The organism is Streptomyces sp. SPB162 (assembly GCF_029504575.1).
Taxonomy (GTDB): Bacteria; Actinomycetota; Actinomycetes; order Streptomycetales; family Streptomycetaceae; genus Actinacidiphila.
Genome location: NZ_JAQFII010000001.1, coordinates 785092 through 803768, shown reverse-complemented (window position 1 = coordinate 803768; position 18677 = coordinate 785092). Strand labels below are relative to the sequence as shown.

17 protein-coding genes are annotated in these 18677 nt (G+C 70.6%); 12 read left to right on the top strand and 5 right to left on the bottom strand.

Features of this window, described 5'->3' with window-relative positions; genetic code table 11:
* Positions 1-69: 69 nt before the first annotated feature.
* Positions 70-522 (bottom strand): hypothetical protein, encoded by a 453-nt coding sequence (locus M2266_RS03715; RefSeq protein WP_277436811.1) that lies wholly within the window; start codon positions 520-522, stop codon positions 70-72.
* Positions 523-659: 137 nt separating this feature from the next.
* The gene (locus M2266_RS03710; protein ID WP_277436810.1) at positions 660-2300 is read right to left on the bottom strand and encodes an FAD-dependent monooxygenase; all 1641 of its coding nucleotides are present in this window, start codon (positions 2298-2300) and stop codon (positions 660-662) included.
* Between the two features lie 233 nt (positions 2301-2533).
* Between M2266_RS03710 and M2266_RS03705 the strand changes: the two genes are divergently transcribed.
* From M2266_RS03705 to M2266_RS03675, 7 genes are all read left to right on the top strand, one after another.
* Positions 2534-3748: a SchA/CurD-like domain-containing protein gene (locus M2266_RS03705; RefSeq protein WP_277436809.1), complete on the top strand. Its 1215-nt coding sequence runs from the start codon at positions 2534-2536 to the stop codon at positions 3746-3748.
* 55 nt (positions 3749-3803) lie between these two features.
* On the top strand, positions 3804-4244 hold the full coding sequence (locus tag M2266_RS03700) for a cupin domain-containing protein (protein ID WP_277436808.1): 441 nt from the start codon (positions 3804-3806) through the stop codon (positions 4242-4244).
* Positions 4241-5509 carry a beta-ketoacyl-[acyl-carrier-protein] synthase family protein gene (locus M2266_RS03695; RefSeq protein ID WP_277436807.1) on the top strand — a complete coding sequence of 423 codons (1269 nt, stop codon included), beginning with the start codon at positions 4241-4243 and terminating at the stop codon, positions 5507-5509. Before M2266_RS03700 ends, M2266_RS03695 begins: the two co-directional genes overlap by 4 nt.
* Entirely contained in the window at positions 5506-6789 is a 1284-nt protein-coding gene (locus M2266_RS03690; protein ID WP_277436806.1) for a beta-ketoacyl synthase N-terminal-like domain-containing protein, read from the top strand. Before M2266_RS03695 ends, M2266_RS03690 begins: the two co-directional genes overlap by 4 nt.
* A 70-nt stretch (positions 6790-6859) precedes the next feature.
* A complete protein-coding gene (locus M2266_RS03685; RefSeq protein ID WP_277436805.1) occupies positions 6860-7117 on the top strand; it encodes an acyl carrier protein in 258 nt (85 codons plus the stop codon).
* A gap of 1 nt (position 7118) precedes the next feature.
* A complete protein-coding gene (locus tag M2266_RS03680; RefSeq protein ID WP_277436804.1) occupies positions 7119-7574 on the top strand; it encodes an SRPBCC family protein in 456 nt (151 codons plus the stop codon).
* Between the two features lie 34 nt (positions 7575-7608).
* A complete protein-coding gene (locus M2266_RS03675) occupies positions 7609-7941 on the top strand; it encodes a TcmI family type II polyketide cyclase (protein ID WP_277436803.1) in 333 nt (110 codons plus the stop codon).
* 75 nt (positions 7942-8016) lie between these two features.
* On the opposite strand, the gene M2266_RS03670 is transcribed toward M2266_RS03675, so the two are convergent.
* Together M2266_RS03670 and M2266_RS03665 are read right to left on the bottom strand one after the other, a co-directional pair.
* On the bottom strand, positions 8017-9069 hold the full coding sequence (locus M2266_RS03670; RefSeq protein ID WP_277436802.1) for a methyltransferase: 1053 nt from the start codon (positions 9067-9069) through the stop codon (positions 8017-8019).
* A gap of 56 nt (positions 9070-9125) precedes the next feature.
* The gene (locus M2266_RS03665) at positions 9126-10187 is read right to left on the bottom strand and encodes a right-handed parallel beta-helix repeat-containing protein (RefSeq protein WP_277436801.1); all 1062 of its coding nucleotides are present in this window, start codon (positions 10185-10187) and stop codon (positions 9126-9128) included.
* Between the two features lie 486 nt (positions 10188-10673).
* On the opposite strand from M2266_RS03665, the gene M2266_RS03660 reads away from it, so the two are divergent.
* From M2266_RS03660 to M2266_RS03640, 5 genes are all read left to right on the top strand, one after another.
* Positions 10674-12170 (top strand): glycoside hydrolase family 64 protein, encoded by a 1497-nt coding sequence (locus M2266_RS03660; RefSeq protein ID WP_277436800.1) that lies wholly within the window; start codon positions 10674-10676, stop codon positions 12168-12170.
* A gap of 106 nt (positions 12171-12276) precedes the next feature.
* Entirely contained in the window at positions 12277-13638 is a 1362-nt protein-coding gene (locus M2266_RS03655; protein ID WP_277436799.1) for a glycoside hydrolase family 16 protein, read from the top strand.
* Positions 13639-13997: 359 nt separating this feature from the next.
* Complete coding sequence (locus tag M2266_RS03650; protein ID WP_277436798.1) at positions 13998-14735, top strand: DUF4142 domain-containing protein; 738 nt, start codon at positions 13998-14000, stop codon at positions 14733-14735.
* A 4-nt stretch (positions 14736-14739) separates the two neighbouring features.
* Complete coding sequence (locus tag M2266_RS03645) at positions 14740-16224, top strand: DUF1996 domain-containing protein (RefSeq protein WP_277436797.1); 1485 nt, start codon at positions 14740-14742, stop codon at positions 16222-16224.
* Positions 16225-16500: 276 nt separating this feature from the next.
* Complete coding sequence (locus M2266_RS03640; protein WP_277436796.1) at positions 16501-17307, top strand: sigma-70 family RNA polymerase sigma factor; 807 nt, start codon at positions 16501-16503, stop codon at positions 17305-17307.
* Positions 17308-17365: 58 nt separating this feature from the next.
* On the opposite strand, the gene M2266_RS03635 is transcribed toward M2266_RS03640, so the two are convergent.
* Positions 17366-18436: a helix-turn-helix domain-containing protein gene (locus M2266_RS03635; protein WP_277436795.1), complete on the bottom strand. Its 1071-nt coding sequence runs from the start codon at positions 18434-18436 to the stop codon at positions 17366-17368.
* Between the last annotated feature and the right edge of the window lie 241 nt (positions 18437-18677).

Below are 18677 nucleotides of genomic sequence, written 5' to 3'. Positions count from 1 at the left end.
GCGGGGACGACGGTGGCAACGACATGACGGGGTGGTCCGGCGACCGGGCCGGACCGTCCGGTCGTCGGATCAGACCGCGAGGGCGCCCGTGGCGTTGCGGCGGCGCAGGACGAACGCGCCGGCGCCGAGGCCACCGAGGAGCAGGACGGAGCCGGCGGCCAGGCCGCCACCCGACAGGGCCATGCCGCCACCGCCGGTGTGCATGCCACCGTGCGGCTTCTTGGCCTCTTCGCCGCCCGCGTACTCCTCCTCGGGCTTGGCGTCCTTCTTGGCCTCCTTGCCCTTCCAGCCGTCCTCCGACTTGGCGCCCTTCTTGGCTTCCTGGCTCTTCCAACCGTCCTCGGACTTCGCACCCTGCTCCGTGGTGGTGGAGGTCGAGGTGGAAGTGGAGTAGGTGTCGCTGGAGGAGCCGCTCGGGTCGTATGCGTTGTGGGCACCCGTGGCCGCGTGGGCGGCCGGGGCGGCTATGGCGAGGACTGCGGAGAGGGTTGCTCCGGCGAGCAGGGTGCGAGCAGTACGCATGGGAGGGTTCCTTCCGCCGCGTGATGCGCCGGCCGACAGGGGATCAGCCGTGGGAAGCGCAGTAGCGACGTCATCACCGTCAGTCATATGCCCTCGACGTGCCACCGGAGTGGGCGCAATGGGTGACGCGGCAGCCGTCACCCGTTGCCGGGAGCGCTGCCCAGCACCTGTTCCAGCACGTCCCGCAGCGTCCGTTCCGCGTTCGGGTCCGAGGTCCTGGCCCGCCACGCGATGAACCCGTCGGGACGGACCAGGACGGCGCCGTCGCTCTCCGTCCCGTGCAACCCCGCCCAGTCGGCGCCTTCCTCGGGAACGAGGTCGTGGTCCTCGTCCGGGCCCACCTGGTAGCAGGCCAGCGGGATGCCGGTGCGCCCGGCGATGCTCAGCCCGGCTCCGTGCCAGTCGTCGCCGTCGGGGCCGCTGAGCAGTACCGGTGTCCGCTCGTACAGGTCCAGGGTGGAGAGCCGGACGTCGTCCTGGCGCAGCCACATGTGCGGGGCCCGGCCGCCCGGCTCGGCCTGCGGGCTGAACTCCTCCGGGACGGCCGGCCGGTCCTGCGCCGCGCCCACGACCGCGCCGTCGAGGTAGCGGTAGCCCAGCACCACCGCGAGCATGCCGGGCCTGCGGCCGGTGCCGGGGCTGACGTCGTACCCGGGGTGGCGGTGTTCGGCCGACCGGGTCGAGGCCCGGGCGCTCGTGGCCACCGCCACCGGTCGCCGCTCGGCGTCGTACGTCTCCAGCAGCCCGGGACCAGCCCAGCCGCTCAGTACCGCCGCGAGCTTCCAGGCGAGGTTGTGCGCGTCCTGGATGCCGGTGTTCGAGCCGAACGCCCCGGTCGGGGACATCTCGTGCGCGGAGTCGCCGGCCAGGAAGATCCGGCCCGCCCCGTAGCGCTCGGCCACCCGCTCGGCGGCATGCCACGGCGCCTTCCCGGTGACCTCCACCTCGAGGTCGGGCACGCCCACGGCGGTGCGGATCAGCGCCTGGCAGCGCTGGTCGGTGAAGTCCTCCAGCGTCTCGCCTCCGTCCGGGCGCCACGGGGCGTGGAACACCCAGTTCTGGTCGTTGTCGACCGGCAGCAGGGCGCCGGGGCTCTCGGGGTTGGTCAGGTAGCAGACGATGAAGCGGCGGTCGCCGACCGCGTCGGCCAGCCGCTTGGCCCGGAAGGTGATGCTCACATTGTGGAACAGGTCGCCGGCGCCGGTCATGCCGATGCCGAGCCGCTCGCGCACCGGGCTGCGCGGCCCGTCCGCGGCGATCAGGTAGTCCGCGCGGATCGTCCGGTCCTCACCGGTCTCCCGTGATCTGACCACCGCCGTCACGCCGTCGGCGTCCTGCTCGGCGCAGATCAGTTCGGTGCCGAAGCGGAGGTCGCCGCCGAGGTCGCGGGCGCTGCGCAGCAGTACCGGCTCCAAGTCGTTCTGGCTGCACAGGCACCAGCCGGACGGGCTGAACCGGGCCAGCGCCCCACCGGGGTCGATCTGCTTGAACAGCCACTCCTGGTCCGAGCCGGTCAGGGTGTCGGCCTGCAGGATGCCGTGGTTCTCCGCCAGCACGGAGGCCGCCTCGCGGATCAGCGGTTCGACCCCCGCCGTCCTGAACAGCTCCATCGTGCGGACGTTGTTGCCGCGGCCGCGGGGGTGGTGCGACGTCTGCGCGTGCCGTTCCACCAGCAGGTGCTCGATGCCGAGGCGGCCGAGGAACAGCGAGGCGGACAGCCCCACCAGCGAGCCGCCCACGATCAGGACGGGTACGCGTTCGTCGATCTCCGACGTCATGAGGTCTCCAAGAAGTCACGCCGACCGGGGCCGCCCCGGGTTCGTGACGGCCGTTCGCCGGCTGCGTTCCTCCTTTCCCGATCGCAAGCCGGTTGACCGGCAAGTCACTCGCCCGCCTCACGTACCGTGCGCGATTCATGGCGCTATGTGAGCATCGGCCGTAGCCCGAACACGCCCGCCGCATATGCGCAGGGCAAGGCGCGTGCCACCCGAAAACGAGAGGAACGATCAAGGTGACGACTCTGGACGACCGGCGGATACCGGATGCCACCCTGGAGACGACGCGGCTGCGCGTCGTGCTCCTGCTGGATGTCCTCGAAGGACGTGAGGACCGCTTCCTGGAGGCCTACGAGGAGATCCGGCACCAGGTGGCCGGGGTCCCGGGCCACGTCAGCGACCAGCTCTGCCAGTCGCTCGGAAACTCGTCGCAGTGGCTCATCACCAGTGAGTGGGAGAGCAGCGAGCCCTTCCTGGCCTGGGTGGAGAGCGCGGCCCACCGCGAGATGGTCGAACCGCTGCACGGCTGCGTCCGGGACACCACGTCCCTGCGCTTCGTGATCGCCCGGGAGACCCCCGATCCGCTGGCCCCGCCCCGCCCGGAGCGGCACGTGGTGCACCCGGAGCGTCCCGCGGCCCGAACGCGCCCCGCCAAGGCGGCCGGTACCCCGCGCGCCGCCAAACCGGCCGGTACCCCGCGCGCCGCCGCCCACGACCCGCTGCCGGCGCCGCCGCTGTGCTCGGGCGGCATCGTGCGCCACGCGATCACCTTCACCGTCAAGCCCGGCAGCGAGCCGGCCGTGGCGGAGATCCTGGCCGGCTACCGCTCGCCGCAGGCCCGCGTCGACGCCACCACGCAGCTGCGCCGCACCTCGCTCTTCCTGCACGGCAACCGTGTCGTGCGGGCCGTCGAGGTGACGGGCGACCTGGGCAACGCGCTGCGGCACGTCGCCGCCCAGCCCGAGGTCAGGGCCGTCGAAGAAGCGATCAACCCGTATCTCGAGGAGGCCCGCGACCTCACCGACGGGGCGTCCGCCCGCGCCTTCTTCGCCCGCGCCGCGCTCCCCGCCGTCGGGCACGTCGCCGGCCCCGCCGAAACCGGTCAGGACGACGGCGTGACCCGCCGCGCGTACTTCTACCCCGTCAAGGCCGGCCGTGGCGAGGCGGCCGCACGCCTGCTCGCCGAGCTGGACGCGGCGGCCGCCGCCGACCCCACGCGGCGCCTGGTGGGCAGCACGGTCTTCCACCGCGACGACGTCCTCGTCCGGGTCGTCGACCTGGCGGAGCCGCGGGGGAAAGCGCCGGCCCGCGAACGCGCGGAGGCGATGCCCGCGGAGCTCAAGAAGCTGCTCGACCTCGGCAAGCGCCACGACCCGTCCGGCGCCGCCGAGCTCTCGTACGGCGTCCCGGCGATGGACCTGATCACCGACCGCCGGTCGCAGGCCGTCTGAAATCCCCCAGCGCGTCCGGCTCCGCAGCCGGACGCGCACCCACCAAGGAGCGGCCATGACACCCCAGCAGCCACGCATTGTGCACCTCGACGAGACCAGCCCCAACACCCGGCGCGGCGGAGACCTGCGCGCCGTGCTCACCCCCACCTCCGTGGGGGCCACGAGCGGTTTCATGGGGTTGGCGATCATCCAGCCCGGCGAGCAGATCGCCGAGCACTACCACCCGTACTCCGAGGAGTTCGTCTACGTCGTCAGCGGATCGCTCGAAGTGGACCTGGACGGCGTCAGCCACCCGCTCCGCCTCGACCAGGGGCTGCTGATCCCCGTCGACGTCCGGCACCGCTTCCGCAACGTGGGCAGCACCGAGGCCCGGATGGTCTTCCATCTGGGACCGCTCGCGCCCCGCCCGGAGCTGGGCCATGTGGACACCGAGGAGACCGCGCACGTCCAGGCCGGCCTGCTGGCTCCCCCCGACCCCGCGGGGGCGAGGACGTGACCCGCCGGGTGGCGGTCACCGGCCTGGGCGTCGTCGCCCCCGGCGGCGTGGGGGTGCCGGCCTTCTGGGACCTGCTCACCGCCGGGCGTACCGCGACCCGGGGCATCACCCTGTTCGACCCCGCGGGCTTCCGCTCCAGGATCGCCGCGGAGGTCGACTTCGACGCCGCCGCCTGCGGTCTCGACGCGGACCGTGTGCGGCGCGCCGACCGGTACGTCCAGTTCGCGCTGGTCGCCGCCCGCGAAGCGGTCCGGGACGCCGGGCTCGACCCGGACGCCCAGGACCCCTGGCGGTTCGGTGCCTCCCTGGGCTCCGCAGTGGGAGGCACCACCCGGCTCGAGAACGACTACGTGGCGGTCAGCGACTCGGGCGAGCGCTGGGACGTGCGGGCCGAGGGTGCGGGACCGCATCTGCATCGGGCCTTCTCGCCCAGCGCACTGGCCTCGGAAGTGGCCGAGGACCTCGGCGCGCGGGGCCCGGTCCAGACGGTCTCGACCGGCTGCACGTCCGGGTTGGACGCGGTGGGCCACGCCTTCCACGCGATCCAGGACGGCAAGGCCGACATGATCGTCGCCGGAGCGGCGGACTCGCCGATCTCCCCGATCACGGTGGCCTGCTTCGACGCGATCAAGGCGACGTCGACGCGCAACGACGACCCCGCCCACGCCTCCCGCCCCTTCGACGCCGAACGTGACGGATTCGTCCTGGGCGAGGGCGCCGCCGTACTGCTCCTGGAGGAGTGGGAGCACGCGCGCAGCCGCGGCGCCCGGATCTACTGCGAGCTGCGCGGCTTCGCCACGTTCGGCAACGCCTACCACATGACCGGTCTCACCAAAGAGGGACTGGAGATGTCCCACGCCATCGACCAGGCGCTGGACCAGGCCCGCGTCGACCGGACCGAGATCGACTACGTCAACGCGCACGGCTCGGGCACCCTGCAGAACGACCGGCACGAGACGGCCGCGGTCAAGCGCTCCCTGGGCGCGCACGCGCACACCGTCCCGATGAGTTCGATCAAGTCGATGGTCGGCCACTCACTCGGCGCGATCGGGGCGATCGAACTCGCCGCCTGCGCCCTGGCGCTGACGCACGGCGTGGTGCCGCCGACCGCGAACTACGACACCCCCGACCCCGACTGCGATCTCGACTATGTGCCCAGGACCGCGCGCACCGCCTCCCTGCGGTCCGTGCTGTCGGTCGGCAGCGGCTTCGGCGGCTTCCAGTCCGCCGTGGTGCTCGGGCACGCCGAGAGGAGCCCGTCATGAAGCACATATCCCCGGACCGGACGCGGCGGACACCGCAGGACCGACCCACCGGCCGGCAGACCGTGGTGACCGGCCTCGGCGTCGTCGCGCCCAACGGCGTGGGAACCGACGCCTTCTGGAAGGCCGTCCAGCAGGGGGTGTCGGTGCTCGGCCCCGTCACCCGCGAGGGCTGCGCCGACCTGCCGCTGCGGGTGGCCGGCGAGGTCACCGGGTTCGACCCGGCCCTCCTCGTCGAAGGCCGCTACCTGGTCCAGACCGACCGCTTCACGCACTTCGCGATGGCAGCGGCCGATCTCGCCCTCGGCGACGCCCAGTTGGCGGCCGACCCGGGGGCACCCTTCGCCATCGGCGTGGTGACCGCGGCCGGCTCCGGCGGCGGCGAGTTCGGCCAGGGCGAACTGCAGCAGCTGTGGGGCCACGGCCCGCAGTTCGTCGGGCCGTACCAGTCCATCGCCTGGTTCTACGCCGCGAGCACCGGCCAGATCTCCATCAGGGGCGGCTTCCAGGGCCCCTGCGGCGTGCTCGCCAACGACGAGGCGGGCGGACTCGACGCGTTCGGCCACGCCTGCCGCACGATCCGGCGGGGCACCGACGCCGTCGTCGTCGGCGCCAGCGAGGCGCCACTGGCCCCCTACTCGGTGGTCTGCCAGCTCGGATACCCCGAGCTCAGCCTCGCGAAGGACCCGCACCGCGCCTACCTGCCGTTCACCGACGACGCCTGCGGATTCTCGCCCGCCGAAGGCGGCGCGATGTTCGTGGTCGAGGAGGAGTCCGCGGCACGCCGCCGCGGTGTCCCCATCCGGGCGGTGGTCGCCGGACACGCCGCCACGTTCACCGGCACCGCCGGCTGGGAGCACTCCCGCCAGGGCCTCGCCCGGGCGATCCAGGGCGCACTCGACGAGGCGGGCTGCTCCGGCGAGGACGTCGACGTGGTGTTCGCCGACGCCCTCGGCGTGCCCGCGGCAGACCAGGCCGAGGCACTGGCGATCGCCGACGCCCTGGGCCCGCATGCCGCGAACGTCCCCGTCACCGCCCCCAAGACCGGCTTCGGCCGGGCGTACTCCGCGGCCTCGGCGCTCGACGTGGCCGCCGCGGTCCTCGCCCTGGAGCACGGCGTGGTGCCCCCCACCCCCAACATCACCGAGGTGCGCCACGACCTCGACCTCGTCACCGGCGAGGCCCGTACCGCCGACCTGCGCACCGCCCTCGTCCTGAGCCGCGGCCTGATGGGCTGCAACTCGGCCCTGGTGCTGCGCCGCGTTCCCGACGACCGGCGCTGACCCGCACCGGCCGTCCCCTTCCCCCGACCGCTGTTGCCCGCAGCCTCCCCCGACCAAGGAGAAACCAGTGATGACCGGACCTGTCACGTTCGATGAACTCGCGTCCCTGATGAAGGGCCGAGCCGGCCTGTCCGTCGAGGCACGCGAGATGGCGAACCGGCCCGAGGCGACCTTCGAGGAGTTCAACCTCGACTCCCTCGGCCTGCTCGGCATCGTCTCCGAACTCGAGAACCGCTACGGCCGGCAGATCGGCGACGAGGCGGACTCGTGCAAGACCCCGCACTCCTTCCTGCAGAGCGTCAACGCCCAACTCACCCTCGGAGCCTGACATGCCCGGACGTACCGACAACCAGATCGTCATCGCCGCGCCCCTGGACCTCACCTGGGAGCTCACCAACGACCTCGAACGCTGGCCGCAGCTGTTCAGCGAGTACGCGTCCGTCGACGTGCTCGAGCGGCAGGGCGACACCGTCCGCTTCCGGCTGACGATGCACCCCGACGAGAACGGCACGGTCTGGAGCTGGGTCTCCGAGCGGGAGGCCGACCGGACGACGTTCACCGTGCGGGCCCGCCGGGTCGAGACCGGCCCCTTCGAGCACATGAACATCCGGTGGGAGTACCGCGAGGTGCCGGACGGCACGTCCATGCGCTGGCTGCAGGACTTCGCGATGAAGCCCACCGCGCCGGTCGACGACGCCGGCATGACCGACCACATCAACCGCAACTCGCTGATCCAGATGGAACGCATCCGCGAGCAGGTCGAGCAGCACGCCCGGGTCGCCTGACCGACCCCGCTACGACCCCGAAGGGACCACCCCGATGCACCGCTCTCTCATCGTCGCCCGTATGCGGACCGACGCCGCCCCCGACATCGCCGAGACCTTCGCGGCCTCCGACCGCGGGGAACTGCCCCGCCTCATCGGCGTGACCGGGCGCAGCCTGTTCCAGTTCGGCGACCTGTACCTGCACCTGATCGAAGCGGACCGCCCGCCCGGCCCCGAAGTGGCCCGCTACAAGGGGCACCCGGAGTTCCGCGACGTCAGCGACCGCCTCGCCGCACACGTCCAGGCGTACGACCCGGCCACCTGGCGTGAGCCGAAGGACGCGATGGCCCGCGAGTTCTACCGCTGGGAGCGCAGCGACGCCGGCTGAGCCGGGCTGCGCCCACGCGAAAGCGCCACGCTCCTTCGGGAGCGTGGCGCCACTGCGTTGTGCCCGCCGGCCGCTCTAGACGGGGACGAACGCCTCGAACGCGTGCAGGTAGGGGTTGACCGGCCGAATCTCCCCGACCGCGAGCCCGGCCTCCTCCATCAGCAGGACCATGCTCGCCTTGGAGTGCTTGCCGCCGCCGACGTTCAGCAGGAGCAACAGGTCCATGGCGGTGGTGAACCGCATCGACGGGCTGTCGTCGACCAGGTTCTCCACGACCAGCACCCGGGCGCCGGGGCGCGCGGTCCTGACGATGTTGCGGAGGGTGGCGCGGGTGCTGGCGTCGTCCCATTCCAGGATGTTCTTGATGATGTACAGGTCCGCCTGGACGGGGATCTCGTCGCGGCAGTCGCCCGGGATGAGCCGGACCCGCCCGGCCAGCGGGCCGCCGTCCCGCAGCCGCGGGTCCGCGTTCGCGATCACGTTGGGGAGGTCGAGCAGGGTCCCGCTCAGTTCCGGGTTCCGCTCCAGCAGACAGGCGAGCGCCAGCCCCTGGCCGCCGCCGATGTCCGCGACGCTCGTCACCCCGGACAGGTCGACGAACGCGGCGAGGTCCTCGGCGGACTGCCTGCTGGACGACGACATCGCCCGGTCGAACACCACGGCCGACTCGCCCGCGTCGTCATGGAGGTAGTCGAAGAAGTTCTTGCCGTACAGGTCGGGGAAGACGTCCTTGCCGGACCGCACCGCGTCGTCGAGCAGCGGCCACGCCTGCCAGGTCCACGGCTCGGTGCACCACAGCGAGATGTAGCGGAGGCTGTCGGGGGAGTCCTCGCGCAGCAGCCGCGACATCTCGGTGTGGGTGAAGCGGCCGTCCTCCGTCTCCGCGAACAGCCCGTGGCACGACAGCGCGCGGAGCAGCCGGCGCAGCGGCTTGGCCTCGGCGTTGACGTCCCGGGCCAGTTCCTCGACGGTCGCGGGGGCATCGCCCAGCGCGTCCGCGATCCGCAGCCGGGCAGCGGCCCGTACGGCTGCGGCGCAGGCGGCGCCGAACACGATCTCCCGCAGACGCATGCCGGCGTGCGGGGTGATGGTCGGCGCGGGCGCCGCGGTCGAAGGTGGGGTCGTCATGGACTGCCTCTCTTGTCTTCGCAAGGGTGTCGGGACGTGGCACGGTGACCACGCGGTCAGCAGCGGCCGGTGGGTGCCGAGACCAGACAGTGGTTTCCGCGGAACGTGTTGCCGAGGCCGGTGTCCCGGTCGGACAGGTCGGCCGGGCCGTTGCGCAGGGCCGTGTTGTCCTTGACGGTGTTGCCGGAGTTGGGGCCGCCCGTGAAGCTCGGGAACAGCACGACGCCGCCGGACATCGGCGATGTTCCGACGTTGTCGGTGATCCTGTTCAGTTCCACCGTCGTGTTCTCCACGCCGGTCAGGACGATTCCGGATCCCTGGATGAACGGCAGCCGGGCGTTGGCCGGGCAGAACTTGTTGTTCGCGACGATCCTGTTGTGACGGATGCGGAGCGCTCCGGCCCTCGGCTTCCCCTCGTCCCCGACGACGAACACGCCGGCGCAGTTCCCGGTCATCGAGTTGTTCCGGAACGTCAGGTTGCGGACCCGCCGTGCCACGAAGCCGATCCGGTTCCCGGAGAGGTCGTTGCCGCTGATCATCGCGTCCCGGGTGTCGAGGGCGCCGCCCTCCCCGTTGGTGAGGTTCGCCAGGAAGGCGCCCGCCTGCCCGTTGTCGCGCAGCCGGTTGCCGGACAGGTGGGTCCGGGTCGACTTCTCCACGCTGATCCCGTACTGGCCGTTGTTCCGGCCGAGCACGGACCGCACGTTCAGCCGGTCGGTCCCGGTCGCGTTGAGGGCGTCCTTGGCGAAGCCGGAGAGCGTGAGCGACTCGACGGTCACATCGGTGACCTTCCGGTCCGCCGTTCCGGTGACGCAGATCCCGTTGCCCCCCGCGGCGCAGGCGTTGCCCTTGGTCACGGCCGGCGGGTTGAGCACCGTCCGGTCGCCGGACCCGCGCAGCGTGATGCCGGGAACGGTGATCCGGACGCTCTCCCGGTAGGTGCCCGGCAGGACCAGGACCGTGTCACCCGGTTTCGCCCGGTCGACCGTGGCCTGGATGGACTGCCCCCTGTCGACGACGAGCACGCTCCCCGCCTGTGCGGGCGGCGCGGCCGCCAACCCTGCGGCGGCGACACCGACAGCAGTGGCGACCAGTCGACGAAACTGTCGTGCAGCCATGATCCAGACCCGCTCTCCAGGATGGTCCACCCATAGCGGCGCCGGGCTCGGCGACGGGTCCGAGGGACGTTCGACGGCGGCCCGCAGGTGTCGCCCATGGTGGGCGTGGGGCCGCCGATTCGAAGCTAAGGGTGATCATCCGACCCCGCCACTCCTGCGCGACCGCTTGGGGGACACCGAATAACAAGCCCTGTGGCCCGACCGTCTCGATCGCCGGGGAAAGACCCGGCCGGCAGGGGAAAGACCCGGCCCGCAGTCGAATCCTGTTCAACTTCTTGACGCGCTCTCGTCACGCGCTGACAATCCAACACGATCCTGTTGGTTGAGAGCGCTCTCATCACCTGCCTTCGGCTGTGAGGTGTAAGCGCTACCAGCCCGGACCGGCACTTCCCTTTCGTTTCATGAACAGAAGAAGGGAAACAGTTTCCGATGCGCAGAACCCCACTTCCGCGCCTTGACCGGCCCCTGCGGCGCCGGAGCCGCCGCGTGACCGCCCTCGTGTCCTCCGTAGTCCTGGTGCTCGCGGGCCTGTTCGCCCTCACCGCTGTCGCGGGGACCGCGGCGGCCGGACCGTCCGACTACACCCAGGGCGTCACCCCCACCAGCGCCAGTCAGGCGCGGATCGCCTTCACCCCCACCACCCCGGCCCTGTACGTGGATGTGCACTACCTGGTCAACGGGGCGGGTCAGCAGAACTTCCGGATGGCGAACGGCGGGGGCACGTGGACCCGCACCGTCGACCAGCTCTCGACGGGCTCGGTCATCACCTACTGGTTCACCTACGAGAAGAGCGGGCCGCAGTACGACACCCCCCAATTCACCTACACCCAGGGCGGCGGCGGCACGACGGGTGGGACGACCGGCGGCGGGGGCGGCGGACAGCCGGTGCCCGGGACCATCCCGCTGACGATCACCAACAACTCCGGCCGCGGCGGCAGCGTCTACATCTACGACCTGGGCACCCAGCTGTCGAGCGGGCAACAGGGCTGGGCCGACGCCGACGGCGGGTTCCACGCCTGGCCGGCCGGCGGCAATCCTCCCACCCCGGCACCGGACGCGTCGATCGCCGGACCGGCCGCCGGCCAGTCGGTGACGATCCGGATCCCCAAGTTCTCGGGCCGGGTCTACTTCTCCTACGGCCAGAAACTGGTCTTCAAGCTGGCGACCGGCGGACTGGTGCAGCCCGCCGTGCAGAACCCGAGCGACCCGAACCGCAACATCCTGTTCAACTGGTCGGAGTACACGCTCAACGACAGCGGGCTGTGGATCAACAGCACGCAGGTGGACATGTTCTCCGCGCCCTACGCGGTGGCGGTGAAGTCCACCACGGGAGCGAGCCAGACCACGGGCCATGTGAAGCCCGGAGGTTACAACGGCGTCCTCAACGCGCTGCGGGGCCAGTCCGGTGGCTGGGCCGGCCTGATCCAGACGGCTCCGGACGGTTCGGTGCTGCGGGCGCTGGCGCCTGGCCACGGCATCGAGTCCGGTGCGCTGCCCAGCGGCGTCCTGGACGACTACATCAACCGGGTGTGGCAGAAGTACTCCACGTCGACGCTGACCGTGACGCCCTTCGCCGACCAGCCGAACACGAAGTACTCCGGCCGGGTGTCGGGGAACGTCATGAACTTCACCGACTCCACGGGCGCGGTCGTCACCAGCTTCCAGAAGCCCGACGCCGACAGCGTCTTCGGCTGCTACAAGCGCCTGGACGCCCCCAACGACCTGGTGCGCGGTCCGATCTCCCGCACCTTGTGCGCGGGATTCAACCGCTCGACGCTGCTGGTCAACCCCAACCAGCCCGACCCGTCCGCCGCGAGCTTCTACCAGGACGCGGTGACCAACCACTACGCACGCTTCATCCACGCGCAGATGGCGGACGGGAACGCGTACGCGTTCGCCTTCGACGACGTCGGCCACCACGAGTCACTGGTGCACGACGGCAGCCCGCAGCAGGCGTCGCTCCTCCTCGACCCCTTCAACTGACGGGCGGGGCGGATCCGTCACCGGTGCGGTGCCGCGTCCCCGCACGCGTCCGCACATCTCGCAGATCTCGTACATCGCACGGTTCGGCAGAAAGGTTCCACCGCCCATGAGAAGAAACGTTCCGCTCGATTCCGCGCCGGGCGCCGCGCACCGCATGCGGCGACTTCCGCTCACCGTCTTCAGTGCCCTGCTCCTGCTGGTCGCCGGCGGCCTGGGCCTGTCCGTCTCCGGAGGGTCGGCCGCCGCCGCGCCGGCTCCTCCGGCCGGGTGGACCACGGTCTTCAGCGACGACTTCAGCGGCGCGTCGGGCACCGGCCTGAACCGGGCCGACTGGCTCTACGACCTCGGTACCGGCTACAACTACCCCGGAGCGGCCGGGAACTGGGGCACCGGGGAGCTGGAGACGGCGACCGACTCGACGGCCAACGTCTATCAGGACGGCTCGGGGCATCTGGTGATCAAGCCGATCAAGGATGCCGCCGGGCACTGGACCTCGGGCCGGATCGAGACCCAGCGCACCGACTTCGCCGCTCCGGCCGGGGGTCAGCTGCAGATCAGCGCTTCGATCAGGCAGCCCAACCCGGCGCACGGGCTGGGGTACTGGCCCGCGTTCTGGGCGATGGGTGCGGCAGCCCGCCCGGTGGGGGCGACGAACTGGCCGAGCATCGGTGAGCTGGACATCATGGAGGACGTCAACGCGCTGAGTCAGCACTCGACCACGTTCCACTGCGGTGCCTGGGCCGGGGAGTGCCATGACCCGGACGGCATCAGCAGCGGTCTGCAGGCGTGTGCCGGCTGCCAGACCGGGTTCCACACCTACTCGGTGATCGTGGACCGGACCAATGCCGCCGCCGAGCAGTTGAGGTTCCTGCTGGACGGACAGGTGACGTACCAGGTCAACCAGAACCAGGTGTCCACCGCTACGTGGCAGGCGGCGGTCGACCACGGGTTCTTCGCTATCTTCGATGTGGCGATCGGTGGTTCGTATCCCGACAAGGTCTGCGGCTGTACCTCGCCTTCGGCTGACATCACGTCGGGCGCCGGTATGAGTATCGACTGGTTCGGTGTCTACCGGACCAACGGTGGTGGCACCACCGGCGGCGGTACGACGACCGGCGGCACCACGACCGGGGGTACCACCACGGGTGGGACGACGACCGGTGGTACCACCACGGGCGGCACGACGGGCGGCGGGACGTCCTCGCCCGACTACTCGGCGGGTGCCACCCGGATCAACGCCACTCAGGCGCGGATATCCTTCACGCCGACTACGGCCGCGCAGTACGTGGATGTGCACTACCTGGTCAACGGGGCGGGTCAGCAGAACTTCCGGATGGCGAACAGCGCCGGGACCTGGACGCAGACCGTCAGTCAGCTTTCCGCGGGCTCGGTGGTCACGTACTGGTTCACCTACGAGAAGAACGGTCCGCAGTACGACACTCCGCACTTCACCTACACGCAGAGCTGAGTGCTGTAGGCCCAGTGTCCTGGCCGGTGGGAGCGGTGATCCTCGTGGTCGCCGTTCCCACCGGTCTGCCGTGTTCAACGGTGGGTCGGCGCCGGGTTCGCGGCGGGTTCGCGGCGTGGTCGGGGTGTGGTCGGGGTGTGTTCACGCCGCCGTCGGAGGCCAGTGCACACGCGAGTACGGCACGGTAGCAGTCATCGCCGATATCACTCCGATGTTTATCCAATGGTGATGATCCCTCAACCGAAGTGGCACATCCGGCACTAGCGTCCGGTGGCACCCCGGGAAGGTGGTGCCCGCCGCCGTATGTCGGTGCGGATCCTCCGCGTTGGCCCCCTCCCGGCAAGCGGCAAGGAGGCACTGTGCGGACAATCGTCCGGCGATCCGCCCTCAGCGCGTCCGTCGGCTTCCGGTACACCACCGGAACCGTCCTGGTCATCGGCGCTCTCGCGGTGACGCTCGTGGCGTTGCTGATCCCCATGCAGAAGTTCGGTGGCCAGAATTCCGCGGTGGCCGCCCCTCCGACGATCACGGACGACGGGCTGGGAATTCAGAACACGCAGTACGGGCCGCTGACGCCGACCGACCGGGATTTCGTCCGGAAGGTGCGGCTGGCCGGGCTGTGGGAGGGCCCCGCCGGGCACCAGGCGCAGCAGCGCGGTACGCAGGAATCGATCAGGACCGCGGGCAGGCATCTCATCGACGGGCACACCGAGTTGGATGCGCGGGTGCTCCAGGTGGGTCAGGCGCTCCACGTCGATCTGCCGAATCAGCCGAACGCGGATCAGCGGGGCTGGCTGGCCCAGATGGACGCCGCCCAGGGCGCTGAGTACGACCGGGTGTTCGTGAATCTGTTGCGTCGTGCGCACGGGAAGGTGTTCGCATTGGTGGCGCAGGTGCGGGGGCAGACCCGTAACTCGATGGTGCGGTCCTTGGCCACGCGGGCCAACACCGTGGTCCTGGACCACATCTCGGTTCTCGAGGAATCCGGGCTCGTCGACTACGGCGCGCTCGCTGACGGGGCCTCGCCCTCCGGGAAGCCGGTGGTCACCGTCACGGCTTCCGTTTCGACTCCGGAACAACGAAGTGAAGTGAAGTGATCTCATGAGCAAGAAGGACCATAAACGTTCCCGCCTGCCGAACAAGGCCATCGCGGTGGTCACCGCGCTGGTGTTGGGCGCGGGCGGGGTGGCGTTCGTCGCGGCGAACGCGTCGGCCGGCGGTTCGCGGCGGGACGCGGCGCAGACCGGGCAGCAGGCCGGCCAGCAGGCCGAGCAGGCGGGGGCGTCCACGATCGCGTGTCCCGATGTGGGGGACCGGTTGCGGGATGTTCCCCAGCAGGCCAAGCCGGAGGTCGACCAGAATCTGGCGGAGCTCGACGCGCAGGTCGCGGAGTCGTACAAGAAGCTGGCGGCGGGTCAGTGGGAAGCCGGCACGTCGCTCGGTGAGCTGCAGCAGAAGCGCAGTGGCACGATCGCGAAGATCGACAACGCGATAGCGCAGGTGGCGCAGCCGCCGGCGGGGTTGGACGAGCTGAGTGCCTGTGCGATGAAGGCCACGGATGTGAAGCCGGGTGATACCGGGGGTGGTCAGCAGGACGCCGCTGCGGTGCAGGACGGGCAGGTCGCGCAGGATGGGCAGGCCGCGCAGGATGGCCAGGGCGTGGCCGTACAGGACCAGTCGGGTCAGGCCCAGAACAAGAAGCAGGGCAAGGGTCCGTCGAAGGCCGACTTCGTCGACATCACGAAGGTCAGGCCGAACGTGGTGAAGCCGCGGGCGCGGGCGGGTGCGTCGACCGGTTCGTTCACCTCGAGGTGCGGTCGTAACGAGGACAAGCACCTGAATCCGGACAATGTCATCGTCGCGCCCGGTGTGAGCAACGGTGCGCACCACATGCACGACTACGTGGGCAACAAGACCACGGACGCGTTCTCCACCAACGACTCGCTCGCCGCCGCCGGTACGACGTGCACCAACGGGGACCAGTCGGCGTACTACTGGCCGGTGCTGCGGGTGCAGAACGCCGGGCAGGGCCCGGATGTGAACGCGCCGGGTGGTGGCCAGGACGCCAACGTCGGCACGATTCTGCAGCCCAAGAGCGTCACGATCCGGATGGATGGCAGTGCGGTGTCCAAGGTGACCGCGATGCCCCGTTTCTTGCGGATCATCACGGGTGACGCGAAAGCGTTCACGAACGGGACGGCCAACGCCAACGCGTCGTGGAGCTGCACCGGGTTCGAGAACCGGCAGTTGAAGGACAAGTACCCGATCTGCCCGCAGGGCAGTGACGTGGTGCGGACCTTCAATTTCCAGAGTTGCTGGGACGGCAAGAACATCGACAGTGCCAACCACCGGACGCATGTGGCCTTCGCGGATCGCAACGGTGCGTGTGCCAAGGGGTTCAAGGCGATTCCGGCGCTGGTGGAGCGGATCACCTACAGCGTTCCGCAGGGGTCGCGGATCGCCGTGGACAGTTTCCCCGAGCAGTTGCACAAGCCGGTGACCGATCACGGTGACTTCGTCGAGGCGATGTCGGACCGTTTGATGCGTCAGGCGGTGAACTGCGTGAACAGCGGTCGCAGGTGCTGATGCGGCGGGGGAGTTCCGTGGCCCGGGTGATCCGGCGCGGCGGGCTCCGTTAGGTCCTCGGGGTCGGGCGCTCCCCATGCCCCCGCCCGGTCCCGAGTCGGCGTGGCCCCGGAGATGTCTCCGGGGCCACCGCCGTGTGGGGGGCGGTAATCCGGGGTCCGTGCTGTGCGGCGGCCGCGGAACGCGTACGGTACGGCGCACGTCCCACGGAACACGACCACGGAGCCGGGGCCGCATCCGGAGAACTCCGTGGTCGCTCGAAGGTGCGAGGTGGCAGTGCTGGGCTCTCTCGAAGCCGCGCAGGACGGGGACGCAACGGTGGGGCAGGACGCCGGGCCGGGTGACGATGAGCTCACCCGGCAGCTGAAGGACGGCTATGGGTGCGGTACGGCGAACCCGGCCGCGGGGGACATCCTCTACCGCCGGCACCGGGGCGCGGTCCTGGCGTACGCGCAGCGGTGCTGCCGTGATGTGCACGATGCCGAGGACCTGGTGTCGGAGGCGTTCATCCGGACGTTCCAGGCGGTGCGTTCGGGGGCGGGTCCGCGGGGGGCGTGGCGGCCGTATCTGCTGACGGTGGTGCGGCACACGGCCATCGAGTGGGGTGCCGGGGATCGTCGGGCGCTGCTGACGGCGGACTTCGCGTCGTGGTGGCAGCAGTCGGCGGGCAGTGATCCGCAGCAGCGGTTGCTGGCCAGTGAGGACCGTCAGTTGCTGGTGCGCAGTTTCAACACGTTGCCCGAGCGGTGGCGGGCGGTGTTGTGGCACACGCTGGTGGAGAACGACTCGCCGGCGGAGGTGGCGGCGCTGCTGGGTCTGACGCCCAGTGGGGTGACGTCGTTGGCCTTCCGGGCCCGTGAGGGGTTGCGGGAGGCGTATCTGCACGCGCATGTCGACAGTGTGGGTGACGATCGGTGCCGTCACTTCAGTGCCATGATCGGTGCGGCGATACGGCGCAGCGGTGCGGTGCGCGGGCGTGAGCTGGCGCGGCATCTGGCGGGGTGCGGTTCGTGCGCGCGGGCCTACCGCGAGTTGGTCGATCTGAACGCGACGATGCGCGCGGCGGTGCCGGCGGGGTTGTGACGTCTCCGGCGGATCACGGTGGGTCGTGTGATCCGCCGGAGCGGTGTGGCCGGGTGGGTCAGAGGCCGTTGACGCGGGCTTCGCGGGCGACGACCAGGGGGCGGAAGCCGACGGCTACGGTGCGTGCCCGGCGGGTCACCCGGGAGCTGCGGCGTCCGATCTCGGCCATGAGTCGGCGGCTGCGCAGGGCCATCTCCAGTTCGAAGCGGGTGCGTGGGTCGCGCAGTCCCTGGCCGAAGAGTTTCTCGAGTTGGCGCATGCGGTAGCGCACGGTCTGGGGGTGCACGCTGAGGGCTTTGGCTGCTTCGGGTGCGCCGCCGCCTTCGAGCCAGGCGAGCAGGGTCAGTTCGAGGCGTTCGCTCTGGCGGGGTGTCAGTCCGGCCAGGGGGCGCAACCAGCGGGCTGCCAGGGCTTTGGCCAGCGGTTCGTCCTGGAGCAGCAGCAGGGTGGAGAGGTGGTCGTCGACGAAGACGGGTCGGGCGTCGGGTCCTGGGGGGGTGGGGGTGAGGTTCAGCAGGCGCCGCGCCCAGCGTAGGGAGGAGGCGGCGTCGCGGACGGGGACGGCGTGGCCGACGGCGGTGGAGCGGCCGCGCAGAGCGGCCTCCAGTGTGCCGCGGGTGTCCGGGTCGGGGCTGGGTATCAGCAGGCAGGGGCCGTCGCTGCCCATGCCGACCAGGCAGTCGTCCAACACCGCCGCCAGTTGCTGGGTTTCGCCGGGTGAGGTGACGGCGACGGCGCGGATGGTCTCGGGCAGCGGCCAGCCGGCCCTGCGGGCCAGTTCCGGCAGGGCTGCCGGTGGTACGTCGGTGGCTCCGGTCAGGGCGTTGAACAGGTCCTGGCGTGAGCGGTCGAGGGGGGCTGCGGGGGTGGTCAGCTCCTGGGGGATGTCGTCGTCCTTCGGTGGCGTGCGGTAGCCGAGAGCGGTCAGCAGGGCTTCTTCGAGGCCTTGCCGGACCGTTTCGCGGCCCATGTCCTGCACAAGGCCGGCGAAGCCGGGAATCTCGTGACGCAGCGCTTCGACCATCTCATCTGCCAGTGACGGAAGTTCCTTGCGCAGAACGCGGATCCATTCGCCACGGGGGAGGGACCAGATGCGGTTAAGAAGTTCGCACATCTCTACCTCGTTCATGCCGGGGTAAGACCTGCCTGGGGGGAGGACAGGTCTTGCGGAGGTTGCCTCCATCGCCGTCGTCCTTGTCCGGCGGAGGAGTTGAGGGTCCTCCTGCGCCCTCCTAGAGGTTGCTTCCCACCAGTGGTCCCGTTGTTTTGCCGGGTCTTTACCACCAGGGTGCGGCCGGGACGGTTTAGACCCGGTCCGGCCGGAACCGGAAGCACTTGGGTGAGCATCTTCCGCAGTTGCACACCGTGAC

Bases quoted from the DNA above. Each gene is read 5' to 3' on its own strand.
- M2266_RS03655 (WP_277436799.1), top strand. From the start codon at position 12,277: ATGAGAAGAAACGTTCCGCTCGATTCCGCGCCGGGCGCCGCGCACCGC.
- M2266_RS03675 (WP_277436803.1), top strand. From the start codon at position 7,609: ATGCACCGCTCTCTCATCGTCGCCCGTATGCGGACCGACGCCGCCCCC.
- M2266_RS03680 (WP_277436804.1), top strand. From the start codon at position 7,119: ATGCCCGGACGTACCGACAACCAGATCGTCATCGCCGCGCCCCTGGAC.
- M2266_RS03645 (WP_277436797.1), top strand. From the start codon at position 14,740: ATGAGCAAGAAGGACCATAAACGTTCCCGCCTGCCGAACAAGGCCATC.
- M2266_RS03710 (WP_277436810.1), bottom strand. From the start codon at position 2,300: ATGACGTCGGAGATCGACGAACGCGTACCCGTCCTGATCGTGGGCGGC.
- M2266_RS03635 (WP_277436795.1), bottom strand. From the start codon at position 18,436: ATGAACGAGGTAGAGATGTGCGAACTTCTTAACCGCATCTGGTCCCTC.
- M2266_RS03700 (WP_277436808.1), top strand. From the start codon at position 3,804: ATGACACCCCAGCAGCCACGCATTGTGCACCTCGACGAGACCAGCCCC.
- M2266_RS03690 (WP_277436806.1), top strand. From the start codon at position 5,506: ATGAAGCACATATCCCCGGACCGGACGCGGCGGACACCGCAGGACCGA.
- M2266_RS03665 (WP_277436801.1), bottom strand. From the start codon at position 10,187: ATGGCTGCACGACAGTTTCGTCGACTGGTCGCCACTGCTGTCGGTGTC.
- M2266_RS03715 (WP_277436811.1), bottom strand. From the start codon at position 522: ATGCGTACTGCTCGCACCCTGCTCGCCGGAGCAACCCTCTCCGCAGTC.
- M2266_RS03685 (WP_277436805.1), top strand. From the start codon at position 6,860: ATGACCGGACCTGTCACGTTCGATGAACTCGCGTCCCTGATGAAGGGC.
- M2266_RS03670 (WP_277436802.1), bottom strand. From the start codon at position 9,069: ATGACGACCCCACCTTCGACCGCGGCGCCCGCGCCGACCATCACCCCG.